This window comes from Elioraea rosea (genome assembly GCF_007644105.1).
Lineage (GTDB): Bacteria > Pseudomonadota > Alphaproteobacteria > Acetobacterales > Acetobacteraceae > Elioraea_A > Elioraea_A rosea.
On the sequence record NZ_VFAC01000002.1, the window covers coordinates 234,822 to 253,952 of the forward strand.

At 69.5% G+C, this 19,131-nt stretch carries 13 protein-coding genes; 11 read left to right on the forward strand and 2 right to left on the reverse strand.

Annotated elements, in window-relative coordinates; translation table 11 throughout:
- Positions 1 to 8: 8 nt before the first annotated feature.
- The 7 genes from narH (at position 9) to FIF60_RS02835 (ending at position 6,125) form a co-directional block, all read left to right on the forward strand.
- Positions 9 to 1,565 carry a nitrate reductase subunit beta gene (narH, locus tag FIF60_RS02805; RefSeq protein ID WP_144183607.1) on the forward strand — a complete coding sequence of 519 codons (1,557 nt, stop codon included), beginning with the start codon at positions 9 to 11 and terminating at the stop codon, positions 1,563 to 1,565.
- Positions 1,562 to 2,257, forward strand: coding sequence for a nitrate reductase molybdenum cofactor assembly chaperone (gene narJ, locus FIF60_RS02810; protein ID WP_144183608.1), 696 nt, complete (start codon positions 1,562 to 1,564; stop codon positions 2,255 to 2,257). Before narH ends, narJ begins: the two co-directional genes overlap by 4 nt.
- Before the next feature lie 12 nt (positions 2,258 to 2,269).
- Positions 2,270 to 3,025, forward strand: a complete 756-nt coding sequence (gene narI / locus FIF60_RS02815; protein ID WP_144183609.1) for a respiratory nitrate reductase subunit gamma — start codon at positions 2,270 to 2,272, stop codon at positions 3,023 to 3,025.
- 5 nt (positions 3,026 to 3,030) lie between these two features.
- Complete coding sequence (locus FIF60_RS02820; RefSeq protein ID WP_144183610.1) at positions 3,031 to 3,810, forward strand: peptidylprolyl isomerase; 780 nt, start codon at positions 3,031 to 3,033, stop codon at positions 3,808 to 3,810.
- Positions 3,807 to 4,511 carry a carbonic anhydrase gene (locus FIF60_RS02825; protein ID WP_144183611.1) on the forward strand — a complete coding sequence of 235 codons (705 nt, stop codon included), beginning with the start codon at positions 3,807 to 3,809 and terminating at the stop codon, positions 4,509 to 4,511. The genes FIF60_RS02820 and FIF60_RS02825 overlap by 4 nt, the downstream gene beginning before the upstream one ends.
- A gap of 107 nt (positions 4,512 to 4,618) precedes the next feature.
- Entirely contained in the window at positions 4,619 to 5,323 is a 705-nt protein-coding gene (mtgA, locus tag FIF60_RS02830; protein ID WP_144183612.1) for a monofunctional biosynthetic peptidoglycan transglycosylase, read from the forward strand.
- 31 nt (positions 5,324 to 5,354) lie between these two features.
- Complete coding sequence (locus FIF60_RS02835) at positions 5,355 to 6,125, forward strand: SDR family NAD(P)-dependent oxidoreductase (protein ID WP_204251079.1); 771 nt, start codon at positions 5,355 to 5,357, stop codon at positions 6,123 to 6,125.
- 10 nt (positions 6,126 to 6,135) lie between these two features.
- On the opposite strand, the gene FIF60_RS02840 is transcribed toward FIF60_RS02835, so the two are convergent.
- A complete protein-coding gene (locus FIF60_RS02840; RefSeq protein WP_144183614.1) occupies positions 6,136 to 6,894 on the reverse strand; it encodes a DUF3750 domain-containing protein in 759 nt (252 codons plus the stop codon).
- A gap of 75 nt (positions 6,895 to 6,969) precedes the next feature.
- Between FIF60_RS02840 and FIF60_RS02845 the strand changes: the two genes are divergently transcribed.
- On the forward strand, positions 6,970 to 7,722 hold the full coding sequence (locus FIF60_RS02845; protein WP_158639035.1) for an SDR family NAD(P)-dependent oxidoreductase: 753 nt from the start codon (positions 6,970 to 6,972) through the stop codon (positions 7,720 to 7,722).
- A gap of 25 nt (positions 7,723 to 7,747) precedes the next feature.
- On the opposite strand, the gene FIF60_RS02850 is transcribed toward FIF60_RS02845, so the two are convergent.
- Positions 7,748 to 11,119, reverse strand: a complete 3,372-nt coding sequence (locus FIF60_RS02850; protein WP_158639036.1) for a PAS domain S-box protein — start codon at positions 11,117 to 11,119, stop codon at positions 7,748 to 7,750.
- A gap of 348 nt (positions 11,120 to 11,467) precedes the next feature.
- Here FIF60_RS02850 and FIF60_RS02855 point away from each other — a divergent pair, with 348 nt between their 5' ends.
- The 3 genes from FIF60_RS02855 to treS all read left to right on the forward strand — a co-directional run bounded on the left by FIF60_RS02855 (position 11,468) and on the right by treS (position 19,131).
- A complete protein-coding gene (locus tag FIF60_RS02855) occupies positions 11,468 to 12,157 on the forward strand; it encodes an extensin-like domain-containing protein (RefSeq protein ID WP_144183620.1) in 690 nt (229 codons plus the stop codon).
- Between the two features lie 306 nt (positions 12,158 to 12,463).
- Positions 12,464 to 15,844: a maltotransferase domain-containing protein gene (locus FIF60_RS02860; protein ID WP_239451468.1), complete on the forward strand. Its 3,381-nt coding sequence runs from the start codon at positions 12,464 to 12,466 to the stop codon at positions 15,842 to 15,844.
- Positions 15,841 to 19,131: a maltose alpha-D-glucosyltransferase gene (treS, locus tag FIF60_RS02865; RefSeq protein ID WP_144183622.1), complete on the forward strand. Its 3,291-nt coding sequence runs from the start codon at positions 15,841 to 15,843 to the stop codon at positions 19,129 to 19,131. The genes FIF60_RS02860 and treS overlap by 4 nt, the downstream gene beginning before the upstream one ends.

Here is a 19,131-nt window from a genome sequence, read left to right on the forward strand (position 1 = left end):
ATCAGATCATGAAGGTCCGTGCCCAGATCGCTATGGTGCTGAACCTCGACAAGTGCATCGGCTGCCATACCTGCTCCGTCACCTGCAAGCAGGTGTGGACGAGCCGCGAAGGCGTCGAGTACGCGTGGTTCAACAACGTCGAGACCAAGCCTGGCATCGGCTACCCGAAGGACTGGGAGAACCAGGAGCGGTGGCGGGGCGGCTGGAAGCGCAAGGCGAACGGAAAGATCATTCCTCGCCAGGGCGGCAAGTGGCGCATCCTCGCCAACATCTTCGCCAACCCCGACCTGCCCGAGATCGACGACTACTACGAGCCCTTTACCTTCGACTACACCCACCTGCAGACGGCGCCGGAAAGCGAGACGATGCCGGTGGCACGGCCCGTCTCGCTCATCACTGGCGAGCGGATGGAGATCAAGTGGGGGCCGAACTGGGAGGAGATCCTCGGCACCGAGTTCCGCAAGCGCTCCAAGGACGCGAACTTCGAGGGCATCCAGAAGGAGATCTACGGGCAGTTCGAGAACACCTTCATGTTCTACCTGCCGCGCCTCTGCGAGCACTGCCTGAACCCGGCCTGCGTCGCCTCCTGCCCCTCGGGCTCGATCTACAAGCGCGAGGAGGACGGCATCGTCCTGATCGACCAGGAGAAGTGCCGCGGCTGGCGGATGTGCGTCTCCGGCTGCCCCTACAAGAAGATCTACTACAACTGGCAGAGCGGTAAGGCAGAGAAGTGCATCTTCTGCTACCCGCGCATCGAGGCAGGCGAGCCGACCGTGTGCTCGGAGACCTGCGTCGGCCGCATCCGCTATCTCGGCGTCCTGCTCTACGACGCCGACCGCATCGAGGAGGCGGCCTCGGTCGAGAACGACCAGCACCTCTACCGCAGCCAGCTCGACATCTTCCTCGACCCGCATGACCCCGCGGTGATCGCCCAGGCGCGTGCCGATGGCGTGCCCGATGCCTGGCTCGACGCGGCACGGCGCAGCCCCGCCTACAAGATGTGCGTCGAATGGCAGATCGCCTTCCCGCTCCACCCCGAGTACCGCACGCTTCCGATGGTCTGGTACGTGCCGCCTCTCTCGCCCGTGCAGTCCGCCGTCGAGGCGGGGCATGTCGGCTGGAAGGAGGGCCTTCCTGACATCGACAGCCTGCGCATCCCCGTGCGCTACCTCGCCAACCTGCTGACGGCGGGGGCCGAGGCGCCGGTGGTGCTCGCGCTGAAGCGGATGTTCGCGATGCGGATGCACATGCGCGCCCGCACCGTCGAGGGCCGCAACGATACCTCGATGCTCGACGCTGTCGGGCTGACGCGCGCGCAGATCGACGACATGTATCGGACGCTCGCGATCGCGAACTACGAGGACCGCTACGTCATTCCCTCGACGCATCGCGAATACGCCGAGAATGCCTTCGACCTGAAATCCTCCTGCGGCTTCAGCTTCGGGCAGGGCTGCTACGACGGCCGTACGGTGGGAAACCTGTTCTCGGCGCTCGGTCCCTCTGCCGGTCGCATGGCGCCGCCGCGCGTCGACGAACCTGCCGAGCGGAAGGAGGACGCGCGATGAACCGGCGCTTCCGAATCCTCTCCGCCCTGCTGCACTACCCCGACGAAGCGCTGCGCGCAGCCCTTCCCGAGATCACCGAGGCCATCGCGACGTCCGGCTTCGGCGATCGGCATGCTCGCGCGCTCGCGCGGCTGTGCCGCCGGCTCGCCGCGGGCGAGCTGCTCGACAGGCAGGAGGCCTACAGCACGCTGTTCGACCGCGGCCGCTCGTGCTCGCTCAACCTCTTCGAGCATGTGCATGGCGACACGCGCAACCGCGGCCCTGCCATGGTGGCGCTTGTCGAGGCCTACCACGCGGCGGGCTGGGCGGCGCCGGCAAACGAGCTGCCCGACTACCTGCCCCTGTTCCTCGAGTTCCTCGCCGTCGCCCCGGAGCCGCTGACCCGCGATCTCCTCACCCAGGCCGCGCCGATCCTCGACCAGCTGCATGCCCGGCTCGCCGGACGCGGCACGGCCGATGCGCGCGCCTACGCGGGCGTCATCGCCGCAATGCTCGCCGAGGCAGGCCGGGCCCCGGAAGCCCCGCCCGCGCCGGCCGAGGAGGACGACCCCGAGGCGATCGACCGCGCGTGGGAGGACGCGCCCGTCACGTTCGGCCCGGAGAACGACCCGGACAAGGAAGGCGCGCGAAGCAAGGTCGCCGCCATGATCAAGCGGCTGCGCACGCTTCGCGCCAGCCAGCCCACCCGCTGAAGGAACCGCGACATGGTCGAGCTCTATCAAAGCTTCACCACCTATCTTCAGGGCTTCCTGTTCGGCATCTACCCTTACATCTGCATGGGCGTGTTCGTGATCGGCAGCCTCATCCGCTTCGACCGCGACCAGTACACGTGGCGTTCGGGTTCCTCGCAGATGCTCCGCACGGGCCAGCTCCGCCTCGGCTCGAACCTGTTCCACTACAGCATCTTCTTCCTGTTCTTCGGCCACCTCTTCGGCCTGCTGACGCCGCATTGGGGCTATGAGTGGGCGATCAGCCCGGCGACCAAGCAGGCGCTCGCGATCTACAGCGGCGGGGCGGCGGGGGTCGTCTGCTTCATCGGCCTCAGCATCCTGATGCACCGCCGCCTGGTCGACCCGCGCATCCGCCGCACCAGCACCTTCGCCGATCTCGCGATCCTCGTGCTGTTGTGGGTGCAGCTTTCACTCGGCCTCATCACCCTGCCCTTCTCGATGTCGCACAGCGACGGGTCGGTGATGCTCGCGCTCGCGTCGTGGAGCCAGGCCATCCTCACCTTCCAGGCGCGGGCCTCGGAGCTCGTGATCGGCCTGCCCTTCCCCTATCTCGCGCATCTCGTGCTCGGAATGACGCTGTTCCTGCTGACGCCGTTCTCCCGGCTCGTGCACATCTTCTCCGTCCCGATCTGGTACCTGTTCCGCACCTGGCAGATCGTGCGCCGGCGCGGCGGCGCCACACGGCGGCCCGGCCCCGTTCTGCCGCCGCGGCCGACAGCGGCGGAGTGAGCGCAATGCCGGTACGCGTGAACGATACGGTCATCCCCGAGCGGGAGATCGCCGCGGAGATGCAGCACCATCCCGCGCCGACGCGGGACCTCGCCTGGCAGGAGGCGGCGCGCGCTCTCGTCGTGCGCCGCCTGCTTCTCGACGCGGCAGCGGAACGCGGCATCGCCCCGCCCGAGGACGGCACGCTCGTCGCCGAGGAGGCGATGATCGAGGCCCTGCTCGACGACGTGGTGAGCGTGCCGGAGGCGGACGAGGAGTCGCTGCGTCGCTGGTACGATGCCAACCGCGCCCGGTTCCGCAGCAAGGAGCTCTGGGACGCGAGCCACATCCTCATCGCCGCCGACCCTGCCGACGAGACCGAGCGCCGAACCGCGGAGGCCCGGGCCCGCGACCTGCTCGACCGGGTGCTGGCAGACCGTTCTGTATTCAGCGCGCTTGCCGAGGCGCATTCCGCCTGCCCCTCGGGCAAGCAGGGCGGGCGGCTCGGCCAGGTCACGCGCGGAAGCCTGGTTCCCGAGGTCGAGACGTTCCTCTCCGCGCTCGAATCCGGGCAGATCTGCCCGACCGTGGTGAAGAGCCGCTACGGCATGCATGTGCTCTGGCTGCATGAGCGCGCCGAGCCGCGGCAGCTTCCCTTCGAGGCGGTGCGCGAGGATGTCGCGCGCTTCCTGCGAGAGACGTCCTGGCGTCGCGCGGTGCACCAGTTCATCGCGCTGCTTGCCGGGCGCGCGCGCATCGAGGGTGTCGAGCTCGACGGCGCGGCCGCCACTCCACTCGTCCAGTGACGACGCCCGGCGCCGCGCTCGCGCGGCTCGTCGAAGGCTTCGACAGGTTCCGTGCGGCCTATTTCGAGACCGACCACACGCTCTTCGACCAGCTGGTGTGGGAGGGGCAGAAGCCGCAGATCATGGTCGTCGGCTGTTCCGACAGCCGCGCCGACCCGACCATGATCACCGATGCCGGACCGGGCGATGTGTTCGTGATCCGCAACGTCGCCGCCCTCGTTCCGCCCTACATGCCCGACGGGCGTCTCGCCGGCGTCTCCTCCGCGCTCGAGTTCGGGGTGAAGGGGCTTGCCGTCTCCCATATCGTCGTGCTCGGCCACGCCATGTGCGGCGGCGTGCGCAGCCTGATGGAGTACGGCGATGCCGACCCGCGCTTCGAGTTCATGGGCCGATGGGTCGGGCTGCTGGCGGAGGCGCGCGAGGAGGTGAGGATGCTGGTCACGGAGGCCGAACCGGCTCTGCTCGCCCGTTATGCGGAGCGCGCCTCGGTGCTCGTGTCGCTGCGCAACCTGATGACCTACCCCTGGGTCGCGGACCGCGTGCGCGACGGCACGCTCGCCCTGCACGGCTGGTATTTCGACTTCACCTGGGGCGTGCTGATGGCCGCGGAAGGGCCGCGCGGGCCGTTCCGTCAGCTCGAGTCCACCGACAGGACGCCCGAGCCCGCCATCGGCGCGACACGGACCGACGAGGCCGCCTGACGGTCACAGCTTCGCTGGTCACCTCGCCTGCGCGCCTGCGGTGGGTGGCGCCGGCGCACGGCTTGTGGTGTGAAGGGCGAGCAACCCTCCTGCTCCGCCGCCCGGGAATGCCTGACAGGAACGCGACCAGATCACCATGGCCGAGGCGCCTGCGGCGGCTCATCATCTCCGTGCTTGCCGCGGTGATCCTGCTGCCACTCGCCGCCATCCTGCTGTTCCGGTTCGTACCGCCCCAGGCCACCCCGCTGATGGCGATCCGCCTCCTGCAGGGCCATGGGTGGGAACGGGCCTGGGTTCCGCGCGAGCGGATCTCCTCCGCGCTGGCCGCCTCAGTGATCGCGGCGGAGGACAACCTCTTCTGCCGCCAGAGCTTCGGGTTCGATGTCGATGCACTGCGCGGCGAGGTCGAGGCCTGGAGGCGCGGAGACAGGCCTCGCGGCGCCAGCACCATCACGATGCAGACGGCGAAGAACCTGCTTCTCTGGCCGGGGCGCGACCCCCTGCGCAAGGCGATCGAGGCCTGGCTCACGCCGCAGCTCGCGCTCGCCTGGCCACGGCAGCGCGTGCTGGAAGTATATCTTAACATCGTCGAGTTCGGCCCGGGCATCTACGGTGCCGAGGCTGCGGCGCGTCGCTTCTTCGGCAAGCCCGCAGCAGCGCTCAGCCCGCGCGAGGCGGCGCTGCTCGCCGCGGTGCTGCCGAGCCCGCTCACCTGGTCCGCCGCCGAGCCAGGGCCCTATGTACGCCAGCGTGCCGCGGTGATCGAGCGGCGCGTCGGCCAGCTCGGCTCGCTTCTCGATTGCGCCTGGTAGCCGCCGCTGCCTCGCGCGCTACACTGCTCCCATGCGCATCGAGGATCTCGCGGGCAAGGCCTGCCTCGTCACCGGCGCGAGCCGCGGGATCGGCGCGGCGGTGGCCCGTGGGCTCGGCGCCTGCGGTGCACGTGTTGCCGTGCACTACCGGAGCGGCGCGGGGGAAGCACAGGCCGTTGCGGCCGATATCGAGGCCGCGGGCGGCGAGGCGGAGCTGCTGTCCGGAGACATCGCGGCCGCGGGAACGGCCGCCCGTCTCGTCGCCGAGACGGTCGCGCGGTTCGGGCGGCTCGATGTGCTGATCAACAATGCCGGCGACCTGGTCGAGCGACGGCCGGTCGCCGACACGCCCGACACGCTGCTGGCGAGGCAGATCGACGTCAACGTCCGGCCGGTGCTCGAAGCCTGCCGCGCGGCGATCGCGCAGTTCCGGGCGCAGGGAGGCGGCGGCGCGATCGTGAATGTGAGCTCGATCGCCGCCCGCACGGGAGGCGGCGGCGGCTCGGCGCTCTACGCCGGCGCCAAGGCTTTCGTCGCCACGATGACGCGCACGATGGCCAAGGAGCTTGCGGCCGAAGGCATCCGCGTCAACTGCGTCTCGCCCGGCGTGATCGACACGCCTTTGCAGCACCGCACCACGCCACCCGACATGCTCGCCGCCATCGCCGCGCAGATCCCCATGCGCCGGGTCGGGCGCGCCGAGGAATGCGTCGGTGCCTTCCTGTTCCTCGCCTCAGAGGCGATGAGCAGCTACGTCACCGGCCAGGTGATCGAGGTGAATGGCGGCCTGCTGATGCCCTGATGCGCTGCGGTCACTTCGCCCAGGCGGAGGCCGAAACGCCGAGGCGCCCCAGCCCCGGCAACACCACCGCGGGGCGCAGCACGTCGATGCCCGCGACAGCGCCGAGCACGTTGAGCTCGACCCCCTCGACGGCGCCAACCGCCAGCCCACCATAGCCGCCGAGGGTGAGGCGAAGCCCCGTGCCGCTCGCCGTGGGGCGAAGCCAGCGTCCGTCATAGGGATAGTCGCGTCCGATCGCCGTCGGCGGAAGCGAGGCGCCGGCTTCCGGCACGGCATCGAGCACCGCGGCGACGAAGGTGTTGGAATTCGGCCCAGGCCAGGCGCGGTAGTCGCCGCTGCGCAGCCAGCCATAGGCCTCGATCGCTGCCTGCATGCGTGGGATCAGCGCCTCCGCGGCCTTGCCATCGGCGGCGAACACCACGGTGGGCGCGCGACCGAACCAGCGGCCGTCCGGCTCGAACCCGTTCACACGCAGCGGCTGCCCCCAGGCCGTGACGTCGTAGCGCATGTAGCGGTCCGCCCCGGCGGGCTTGATCACGATCCACGAATGCACAGCAAAAATGCCGCGCCACCGCACCGTCGGCGCGGCGAAGACGCGAACGACCGCCTGCCGCGCCTCGGCGGCCGGCCGCAGCAGCCCCGCGCTCGAGCGATCGGCCCGGCGCCAGTCAGGCCCCGGTGCGGTCGCGGCATGCAGCACCGCGGAGAGGCCGAGCGGCAGGAGGAAGAGAAGGCAGAAAAGGCGCGCGGCGAGCTTGAGCTTTGTCATCCTGGCGTTGAGAGTCGCCCTCCGGCACGGAAATGCAAGCGCCCGGGGCCAGGGCGCGCAGGGAGGGATGAGCGGATGGATCTGACGGGCAAGGTCGCGTTGGTCACGGGCGGCAATGGCGGCCTCGGGCAGAGGATCTGCCATGCCCTCGCGCGCCATGGGGTGCACGTGGCGGTCGTCTACGCGCGAAGCCGCGAGCAGGCCGAGGGCGTGGCGGCGGAGCTTGCCGCGCAGCATGGCATCGAAGCGGCCGCATTCGCCTGCGACCTCGAGGACGGCGCGGCCGCCGAGGTGGCAGTCGCGGCCGTTCTCGAGCGGTTCGGCCGGCTCGACATTCTCGTCAACGACGCTGCCTTCAACATCGCCATTCCCTTCGCCGACCTCGACACGCTGACCGTCGAGCTGTGGGAGAAGATGATGGCGATCAACCTCACCGGGCCGTTCCGGCTGATCAAGGCAGCCGCGCCGCATCTCAAGGTGCATGGCGAGGGGCGCGTCGTGAACATCTCCTCCGTCGCCGGACTGGGGCCGAGCGGCTCCTCCGTCGCCTACGCCGTCTCGAAGGCGGGGCTGATCCATCTCACGCGCTGCATGGCCGTGGCCCTGGCGCCGAAGGTGCTCGTCAACTGCGTCGCGCCGGGGCTGCTCGAAGGCACGCGGGCCACGGCGAACCTGCCGGCCGACCTCGTCGCGCGCTCTGCCGCCGGTGCTGTGCTGGGCAAGGCCGCCGACAAGGATGACTGCGCCGACATGGTGGTCGCCATGTGCCGCACGACAACGATGACCGGCCAGACCGTGGTGATCGATTCGGGCCGGGTGTTCCACTGAACCGCGCCCGCCGGCGCGTGGGCGGTCAGGCGGGCGCGGCACCTTCGGCTGGCGCCTGCCCCGGGGCCGCGGCGATTGCCAGCGCACGCTGCACGGCAGCGACGAGGCCCGCCCGGTCGAACGGCTTGTTGAGCAGCAGGATCTCGGGGGGAAGTTCGTCGCCTCCGAGAAGCCTGTCCTCCGTGTAGCCGGACATCAGGATCGCCGGCAGGCCGCGGCGGAGGGCGCGCGCGGAAGCGGCGAGCTTGAACCCGTCCATCCCGTCCTGGAGGATCACGTCGCTGAGCAGCAGGTCCACCGCATGACCCTGTCCCAGCCAGTGCAGCGCCTCCTCCGCCGTGGCGAGGCAGGTCGGCGACAGGCCGATCTCGCCGCACAGCCGCTCGACCGATCGGCGGACCTCCGGGTTGTCCTCGACGACGAGAACGCGCAGCCGCGGCAGGGCGCCGCGCACGGCGGCTGGTTGGGCGACCGTGCCCGCGGAGGCTAGGCGGGGGAAGATCATGCTGAGCCGCGTCCCGGCCCCCTCGGCGGTGTCCAGCGTCACCCGCCCGCCTGACTGCGCAACGAACCCCTGCACCATCGAGAGGCCGAGCCCCGTTCCCTTGCCGACAGGCTTGGTCGTGAAGAACGGATCGAACACCTGGGCGACGATGTCGGACGGGATGCCCGGGCCGTTGTCGGCGACCGTCACGGCGACGGCATCCTTCGGCGCGTCGCCTGCCGCATCCTCCTCGAGCGCCGCGGGCGCGATCGAGATGGTGATGCGGCCGCCCTCCGGCATCGCATCGCGGGCGTTGATCACGAGGTTCAGAAGCGCGGCCTCGAACTGGGCCGGATCGACATCGATCACCAGCGGGCCTGCCGCGAGGTCGAGCCGAAGCGGGTGCCGTTCGCCGACCGATCGCGCAACGAGCTCGAGAAAGCCGCGCATGTACGCGACGATGTCGATCGCCTTCGGGCGAAGCGGCAGGCGCCGCGCATAGGAGAGCAGACGGTGCGTCAGCGCCGCGCCGTTCTGCGCCGCCTCGCGCGCCACGGCGATGAGCTCGCGCAGCTCCGGCTCGTCCATCCGGTCCTCGGCGATGTCGAGATTGAGCGCGATGATGGTGAGCAGGTTGTTGAAGTCGTGCGCGATGCCGCCGGTGAGCTGGCCGATCGAGGCAAGCTTCTCCGCGCGCGCGGCCGCAAGCTCCGCGGCACGGGATTTCGTGACGTCCTGGCAGTAGCCGGCGATGTGCGTGCGGCCGTCCGGCTCCGCCTTAGGCGTGCCCTCGGCGCGGATGTGCAGCGGCGTGCCGGTTCCCGGGTCGATGCGGAACTCGCAGGCGAACGGGCGCACGGCCTCGGCTGCCTCCTCGAGCGCCCGATGCAGCATCTCGCGATCGTCCGGCTCGACCAGGCCGAACCCGCTCTCGGCCGTCGACCGTGGCACAGCCGCGGGGCCGAACAGGCGCAGCAGCTCCTCTGACCAGACGATCCGCGCCTCGGTCGGCTCGTAGGAGAACCGGCCGACACGGGCGAGCCGCTGCGTCTCGGCCAGTTCGTCGGCGCGATCGGCGAGCGCGGCCTCGCTCCTCCGAAGGTCGCTTTCGGCACGGAGCCGCTCCGAGAGGTCCCACACCGCGACGAACCTGGCAGAGCGGCCGCCGAAACGGGTGGCACGGCTGACAATCTGCACCGTGCGTTCCGCGCCGCTGCGCGTCAGGTGGCGCCAAGGGCCGGATACGGCCCCCTTCTCGGTCAGCGACCGCGCGAGCGCGACGACCTGCTCGTGCTCCTCCTTCGGGCGGATGTCGAGGATGGTCATGCGCAGGAACTCCTCGCGCGACCAGCCATAGGCCTCGACGGCGGCGTCGTTGACGCTCAGGAACGCAAACGTCTCGTTGTCATAGAGCCACATCGGGATCGGGTTGCCCTCGAACAGGCTGCGGAATGCCGCTTCCCGTTCGGCAGAGCGTTCTGCCTCCGCACGCTGCTTGGTGATGTCGCGCTGGATCGCGATGAAGTGCGTCGGCGACCCGTCTGCGTCGCGCACCGGCGAGATCGACAACTCGCTCCAGTAGGGCGCGCCGTCCTTGCGGTGGTTCACGATCTCCTGCCGCACCGGCCGGCCGGCCAGAAGCGCTGCGCGGATCGCCTGCCTCGCCTCGATGCTCGTTTCGGACCCCTGAAAGAGCCGCGGCGTTCGGCCGAGCACCTCGATCACGCTGTAGCCGGTCTGCGCGAGGACGGCGGGGTTGACGTACTCGATCACCGGGCCCGGCTCGTCGAGCTGCGCTGCGTCGGTGATGATCACGAGGTCGTTCGAGGCATCCACTGCCCGACGGAACAGGCGTACCTGCTGGGCATCGCGGAGGCGGCGAAGCAGCGGGCGGATGGTGGTCGCGATGTCGCCGAGCGACTCGAGCACCGCAGCGAGGTCTCGCCGTGCGCCCGTCGCAAATCCGAGGGCAAGGCCGTAGCGCTCGTCGCCGAGCGAGAATGGCGCGAAGACTTGCGCATTGATCCCGTGCTCCACGGCCATCTTGAGCCCCGGGTAGCGGTCGAGGTCGGCGGCGCGAAGGTCAGGCATCACGAGCTGTTCGCCGCGTGCGATGGCCGCGCCGACCGGTGCGTTGTCGACCGTCAGGTGCAGCAAGCGCAGCCGCTCGAGATAGTGGGGATCGGCGATCGGGCCGACGCCGTCGCCACCGACGAGCTGGAGCGACCGGCCATCGGAGGCGAGCCGCCAGAACAGGCAAAGGCTGGCACCCGTTGCATCACGCAGTGCCCGCATGACGGAGCGGGTCGCGGCATCGAAGTCAACCGCCTCGGCGACGCTTGCGAGAATCGACTCCGCGAGGCGGTTCCGCGCGATCTGCTTGCGCTGCTCCGCCAGCCTCAGGCGCAGGTCGAGCTCCGACATCACCGACGCGGCGAGATCGGTCAGCGCGCGCGCCTCGGCGTCGGTCAGGCCCGGGCGCGGGACGGTGTCGAGCACGCAGATCGTGCCAAGCGCGTGGCCATCGAAGGTGACGAGCGGCGCGCCGGCATAGAAGCGAAGGCCGTCCGCCCTGGACACAAGTGGATTGGACGCGAAACGCGGATCGGCCAGGGCATCGGGGACGACGCATGGGCCTTCGCCCAGGATCGCGATGGTGCAGATGGAATGGCTCCGCGGCACCTCCTGCACATCCACCCCGATGCGGGCCTTGAACCAGACACGCTCGGCATCGACGAAGGTGACGAGGGCGTGGGGGACGCCGAAGATCTGCTTGGCGAGCCGGACCGAGCGATCGAACGCATCCTCCGGCATCGTGTCGAGGATGGCATAGCGGGCGAGGGCGGCGAGCCGGCGAGCCTCGGCCGCGGAGGCTTCCGTACCGGAGGCAGGCTGGCGGGGGGCATCAGCCATGCGATCGACCATCTCCTGGCGGCAGTCCGCCGCGCAAACCACCAGACCGGGCGACAGCGCGATCCGCCACCGCCTGACGACCACCCTCTCCCCTTCGGCCAGGAACGCCGCCTGCGCACGCCATCAACGGCACGAGGACCCGGCTTGCGTCCTCGGAACGCGTGGGCGCGTCGCGCCTCGATCCGCCAGACAGTGCCTACCATACCGGAAGTTGCATGAACGATCCATCAGCACAGACCCATACCGGCGCATGGCTTCCGCAGTCCGCGCTCGCCTCCGCCGCGACGGTCGCGTTCAGGATTGCGTCACCCGGCCCGACGCGGCGCGGACCGACCCCATCTCCCCCCGATGCGTCCATTGCTGGTCACCCTCGCCATTGCCCTCCTGCTCGGCGGCCTTGGTGTCGTCGCGCTTCGCCACCTGCCGCCCGAATGGGACCCGCGTGAACCGCTCGACCTCGCCGCCCCGCCGAATGCGATGACGGCCTGGAAGCTTCGCCGCCTCGGCGGTGACGGAGAGGCCTGCCGCGCGGCGTTCGACATCTCCTCCATCGCGACGCGACCGGTGCTGGACCGACCCTCGGCCGTCGGCTGCCCCATCGAGAACGCGATGCTGCTTCCGGCGGCCGTGGCACCAAGGCCGAACACGCCGACGGTGACGTGCCGCCTCGCCGCCGCGTGGACGCTGTTCGAACGGCACACGCTGCAGCCCGCGGCGCGCGAGCATCTCGGATCGGAGGTGGCGTCGATCCGGCATCTCGGGACCTTTGCGTGCCGGAACGTCAACCACGCCTCCTCGGGGCGGCGAAGCCAGCACGCGACGGCGAATGCCATCGACATCGCAGGCTTCGTGCTCGCCGACGGGCGCGAGATCAGCCTGCTCCGGCACTGGAACGAGGGGGCCGAGCCAGCGGCGTTCCTTCGCGCGGTGCGTGATGGCGCCTGCCGCTGGTTCAAGGCCGTGCTTGGCCCCGACCACGACGCCGCGCACCGCGACCACTTCCACTTCGACATGGGACCCTGGCGTGCGTGCCGGTGAACGCAGCGCGCATAACGCGGGTCCGTCGATCGGGTTTCGGGGAGCACGACTCACATCGGTGAGAGTAGGGCACGGCGAGACTAAGTCGGTGGCTTCGGCCGGGCATTCACCCCAAAATCGTTTGACGCGCTTTGGAACGATCGCCTAGCCTTCGGTCTATACCCCTCAATACGATTTCTGGATCGGATACCCGTTCCGATCATGGATGACTGTCATGGAGGACCCATGATGTTCAGTCGCGCCGGAGCATATTCTTACTAACTTGGCAAACGTGATCGGGGAGTGACAACAATTCCTGAGGCGACGATGAGCGATGCGAAGCGGATGACGGGCAGGCGCAAGCCGGCCAGCCCAGGCCGGGATGGCACGGCCAGCCGGAGCGGAAATGGAGCGGCGAGCCGCGCGCCGATGATCTACTACGCTTCGCCGCTTCTGCTCGGGGCAGGCGAGGCGGCGGGCCAGCACATTGCCCGGATCGCCCGAATGGGGTTCGACACGCTCCTGATCGCCCCACCCTGCCAGCCCGGACGGTCAGGCTCGCCGTTCGAGCTCGCCGATCCCGATCAGCTTCACGCCGTGCTCGGCGGCGGCGACACCACCTCCTACCTTCGCGCGCTCAGCGCCAGTTTGGCCGGGCACGGCATGAGGCTGATGATCGATTTCGCTGTCGATCGCCTCGCCGCCGATTCCCCTCTCGTCGCGTCCTCGCCCGATCTGTTCGAGCCCGAACCTGGCCGCCCCGAGGCGCCGCTCGATCCCCGCAAGCCGCTCCGCCCGGGCGACGCGGCGCTGAGCCGGACCGATGATGGCGACCGGGCGGCGCGTGTCGCCGCGCTGTTCGGAGCGCTGCTTCGCGACTGGGTCGAAGCCGGCGTCGGCGGTGTCCGCGCGCTGCGGCCAGGCCATGCCCCGGCATCCGTCTGGCGGCGGGTCCTGGCTGAGGCGCGCGGGGCGCGGAGCGACCTCCTCGCCCTGGCGTGGACGCCCGGGTTGCCGGCCGAGGCCGTGGCCGGACTGGCGGACGCGGGCTTCACCCATAGTGTCGCGAGCACGCCGTGGTGGGATGGGCGGGCGGCATGGCTCGGTCGCGAGTACGAAGACCGGCGCCTGGGCCTTCCCGCGATCGGCCTCGTCGAGGACCCTGCGGGGCCCCGGGTTGCGCGTGACGACCAGGACGAGACCGCGCGGCGCGCAGCCTGCGAACGCGCGCTCGCCGTGGCGGTCACGACCGGCGCCGGAATGTTCGTTCCGATGGGGTTCGAGCACGCGGCCACCCGCCCGCTCGACATGACGTCCGACCGGCCGGGCGACTGGGCCTGGGAGGATGGTCGGGGAGACCACTCCCTGCACCAATCGATCGCTCGGGCGATCGAGCTTGCGAGCGGCCTCGCCCCGCTCTCGACGGCCGGGCAACTCGTTCCCCTCTCAGGACCAGGCGAGCCGGTCGCCATCTTTGCGCGCGCCTCGGGCGGCGATCTCCGTCGGGCCGAGGAAGTGGCGGTGGTGTTCGCGAACGCATCCATGCACCAGGCAACGACGATCCTTCCCGACGCCGCGCTCTCGGGCCTGGATGGTCGGTTCCCATCGCTGCGCGCGCTGTTCCCTGAGGAGAGCGGGGAGACGCTCACGCCCGGCAGCCCGATCAGGCTTGCCGCCGGGGAGGTTCGCGTCTTCGCAGGCAAGGCTGCCGGGGTGCGGACGCGGCCAACGAAGCCGCTCGACAAGGCGGCGGCGCGGGCGATGCCGAGGATCGCGATCGAGCGCGTCGCCCCGACGGCCGATGACGGCCGCTTCCCCGTCAAGCGCATCGCCGGCGAGAGCGTCGCCGTCTCGGCCGACATCTACGCCGATGGGCACGACATGCTCGCTGCCGTGGTGCTGTGGCGCGCGGCGGGCGAGGAGCGCTGGCACGAGGCGCCGATGCAGCGCGGGCAGAACGACCGCTGGTCGGGCCTGCTGCCGCTCACCTACCTCGGCCTGCACGAGGTTGCCATCGAGGCATGGCGGGACCTGTTCGCGAGCTGGCGTGACGAGATCGAGAAGAAGCACGCAGCCGACGTTCCGATCGCGCTCGAGCTCCGCGAGGGCATTGCGCTCATCGAGCAGGCCGCAGCACGAGCGACGGGGGAGGACAAGGCCGCTCTTGCTGCCCTTCTCTCCCGCGTCGGCAAGGCGGGCGAGGGTACCGCGCTGCACGAGCTCCTCTCCGATGACACCGCGCGGCTGATGCGTCGCTGGGCCGAACGCACCCAGGCGGTGCGGACGGAGAAGACCTACCCGGTGATGGCAGACCGGCGGGCCGCGGGGTTCTCCTCGTGGTACGAGATGTTCCCTCGATCCGCAGCGGACGACGCCTCCCGCCATGGCACGTTCGACGACGTGATCCGTCACCTGCCACGCATTCGCGGCATGGGCTTCGACGTGCTGTACTTCACGCCGATCCACCCGATCGGGCTGAAGAACCGGAAGGGGCGGAACAACACGCTCAAGGCAGGCCCGGGAGACCCCGGCAGCCCCTATGCGATCGGCGCGGCAGAGGGCGGGCATGACGCGCTGCACCCGGAGCTCGGCGATGCCGCGGCCTTCCGCCGCCTGGTGGACGCCGCGGAACGGCATGGCCTCGAACTCGCGCTCGACTTCGCGATCCAGTGCAGCCCCGATCACCCCTGGCTCGAGCAGCATCCGGGCTGGTTCGCCTGGCGCCCGGACGGCAGCCTGAGATACGCCGAGAACCCGCCGAAGAAGTACGAGGACATCGTCAACGTCGACTTCTATGCCGACGAGGCTGTGCCCTCGCTCTGGATCGCGCTGCGCGACGTGATCCTTCACTGGATCGAGGCGGGCGTGAAGACGTTCCGGGTGGACAACCCCCACACCAAGCCACTGCCGTTCTGGGAGTGGATGATCGCCGACGTGCAGGCGCGGCACCCCGACGCGATCTTCCTCTCCGAGGCGTTCACGCGGCCGAAGATGATGAAGCGGCTCGCCAAGCTCGGCTTCACGCAGTCCTACACCTACTTCACGTGGCGCAACACCAAGGCGGAGCTGACCGAGTACCTCACCGAGCTCTCGACGACGGATGCGGCGGAGTATTATCGCCCGCATTTCTTCGTCAACACGCCCGACATCAATCCGCATTTCCTGCAGCGTTCGGGGCGGCCCGGCTTCCTGATCCGCGCCGCCCTCGCCACCACCATGTCCGGCCTCTGGGGAGCCTATTGCGGGTTCGAGCTGTGCGAGGCCGCCGCGCTGCCCGGCAAGGAGGAGTATCTCGACAGCGAGAAATACGAGCTCCGCGCGTGGGACTGGGACCGTCCGGGCAACATCGTCGCCGAGGTCACGGCGCTGAACCGGATCCGGCGGGAGAACCCCGCGCTGCAGACGCATCTCGGCATCGGCTTCCTCAATTGCTGGAACGACCAGGTCATCGCCTATCGCAAGATGACACCCGACAGGCGCAACCTCGTCGTCGTCGCGGTCAATCTCGACCCGCTCGCGGCGCAGGAGGCGAGCTTCGAGGTCCCGCTCTGGGAGTTCGGCCTTCCCGACGACGCGGAAGTAGGCGTCGAGGACCTCATGACGGGCCGGACGTGGCGATGGCGCGGCAAGGTTCAGCACCTCCGTCTCGACTCCGCCGTGCTTCCCTACGCCATCTGGCGCCTGTCGCCGCCTGGAGCCGCCGCATGACGATGACTGACCCGCTCTGGTACAAGGATGCGATCATCTACCAGGTGCACGTGAAATCGTTCTTTGATGCCAACGACGACGGCATCGGCGACTTCGAGGGGTTGATCCGCAAGCTCGACTACATCGCGGGCCTCGGCGTCAACGTGATCTGGCTGCTTCCCTTCTACCCCTCGCCCCGGCGCGACGATGGCTACGACATCGCCGACTACCGCGGCATCCACCCCGACTACGGCACGATGCGCGACTTCAAGCGCTTCGTCGCCGAAGCGCACCGGCGTGGCCTGCGCGTCATCACCGAGCTCGTCGTCAACCACACCTCCGACCAGCACGAGTGGTTCCAGCGCGCACGCCTCGCCAAGCCTGGCTCCTGGCAGCGTGACTTCTACGTCTGGCGCGACGACGACAAGGGCTTCTCCGAGACGCGCATTATCTTCCTCGACACGGAGAAGTCGAACTGGGCGTGGGACGACGCCGCCCAGGCCTATTACTGGCACCGCTTCTACAGCCACCAGCCCGACCTGAACTTCGACAATCCGCGCGTGCTGCGCGCCATCACCGACGTGATGCACATGTGGCTCCGCCTCGGCGTGGACGGGCTGAGGCTCGATGCCGTGCCCTATCTCGTCGAGCGCGAGGGAACCAACAACGAGAACCTTCCCGAGACGCACGAGGTCATCCGCAAGATCCGCGCCGAGATCGACGCGCACTACCCCGACAGGATGCTGCTCGCGGAGGCGAACCAGTGGCCGGAGGACGTGAAGGAGTATTTCGGCCAGGGCGACGAATGCCACATGGCGTTCCACTTCCCGCTAATGCCGCGCATGTACATGGCCATCGCCCAGGAGGACCGCTACCCGATCACCGACATCCTGCGACAGACGCCGCCCATCCCCGAGACCTGCCAATGGGCGATCTTCCTTAGGAACCATGACGAGCTAACGCTCGAGATGGTGACCGACCAGGAGCGCGACTATCTCTGGACGACCTACGCCTCCGACCGCCGGGCACGGCTCAACCTCGGCATCCGCCGGCGGCTCGCGCCGCTTCTCGAACATGACAGGCGGCGCATCGAGCTGATGAACAGCATGCTTCTGTCGATGCCCGGAACGCCCGTCATCTACTACGGCGACGAGATCGGCATGGGCGACAACATCTTCCTCGGCGACCGTGACGGCGTGCGCACGCCGATGCAGTGGTCGAACGACCGCAACGGCGGGTTCAGCCGCGCCGATTTCGCCCGCCTCGTGCTGCCGCCGATCATGGACCCGCTCTACGGGTTCCAGACGGTGAATGTCGAGGCCCAGTCGCTCGACCCGCACAGCCTGCTGAACTGGACGCGGCGCATGATCGCCGTGCGGCAGAACCACGCCGCAGTGTTCGGGCGCGGCAGCTATCGGTTCCTCTATCCCGGCAACCGCAAGGTGCTCGCCTATGTGCGCGAGCACGAGGGGGAGAGCATCCTGTGCGTGGCAAACCTCTCGCGCTCGCACCAGGCGGTCGAGCTCGACCTTTCCGTCTGGCACGGGCGCGTTCCGGTCGAGCTTCTCGGCCGAACGCCCTTTCCCCCGATCGGCGACCTCACCTACCTGCTGACGCTGCCGCCCTATGCCTTCTACTGGTTCATGCTTGCCGAGGAGCATGCGCTGCCCGGCTGGCACAGTCCGACGCCCACGCCGATGCCGGACCTCGTCACCTTCGTGCTTCGCGAAGGCCTGCGCACCGCCTTTGGCGAGCAGGACCGCGTGACCTTCGAGAAGCAGGTCCTCCCCGCCTACCTGCCCCTCAGGCGCTGGTACCAGGGCAAGGGAACGCGGCTCGGCGAGACGCGGGTGGTCGCCGCCGCCACTCTGCCGACCGACGAAGGCGAGATGGTCATCATCGAGGTCGAGGCACCGCTCGGCAGCGGGGAGCGCTACGTCATCCCGCTCGCCGTCGTGTTCGAGGACAGCGAGCGCATTTCCGCGCTTTCGACGCAGCTGGCGCTGGCGCGGGCAAGGCGTGGCCGCCGCGTCGGCATCGTGACGGACGCGGTCTCGCGTGACGGGTTCATCCGCGCGATGGTCTCCTCCCTCGCCACGGCAGCCGTGTTGCCCTTCGGAGATGGCGAGCTTCGCTTCCGCCCCTCGCCCCTGCTCGAGGCGGTGCTTCCCGGGGCCGATGCGCCGATCACCCGTTTCGGCGGCGAACAGTCCAACACGACGATGGTCCAGGGTGATGTGGTGATCAAGCTCGTCCGGCACGTCATCCCGGGCATCCACCCGGAAGCGGAGATGGGCAAGGCGCTGACGACGGAGGGCGGCTTTCCCGCGACGCCGGCCTTCCTCGGCGATGTCGTGCATGTCGATGCGGAGGGAACGGAGCGGACCATCGCCGTCGCCCAGGCGTTCGTCCGCAACCAGGGCGATGCGTGGGGCTGGACGCTCGGCCAGATCAAGCGGCGGCTTGACGAGACGCTTGTCCCCGACGGCGTCGCGGAGGAGGCCGCACCGGCCGCCGCGGCACCGGAGGTGGTAGAAACCCTCGCGCCCTTCCTCGCCACGCTCGGCCAGCGTGTCGCGGAGATGCATCTCGCGCTCGCACGGCCCTCCGAGGACGCCGCCTTCGCGCCCGAACCTCTGCGCGATGCCGATGTGCGCGCCTGGCGGGACGCCGCGGTGGAGGAGGCGCGCGCCGCGCTTGCCCTGCTCGCCGAGCGGATCGACGATATTCCGCCGGATGCACGGGCGAACGCATCGTCCCTTCTCGAGGCCGGCGACAGGCTGCTGGCCCGGATGCGCCAGAGGCTTCCGGCCGTGACCGGGGGGCTGCGCACGCGGATCCACGGCGATCTCCATCTTGGCCAGGTTCTCGTCGCTGCGGGCGATGCGGTGATCGTCGATTTCGAGGGAGAGCCGCTTCGGCCGCTCGACGAACGCCGTGCCAAGAGCACGCCGGCGCGCGACGTCGCCGGAATCCTCAGAAGCCTCGACTATGCCGCCGAGGCGGCGCTCCGCGAACTGACGCCCTATGCACCGGGCACGAGCGACCCTCGGCCGGAGCTCCTGGCGCGATGGCGCGCGGAGGCGTGCACGACCTTCCTTGCCGCCTACCAGGAGGCAATCGGCACCTCGCCCGCCTGGCCGGCCGAGGAACAGGAGCGGCGCGGGTTGATCGACTTGTTCGTTGCCGCCAAGGCCGCCTACGAGCTCATCTACGAACTGCGCAACCGCCCGGGCTGGGCAGCCATCCCGGTCCGTGCGCTTCTCGAGCTTGCCGGTGCGGGCGACAATGACGACGCGGGAGGCTGA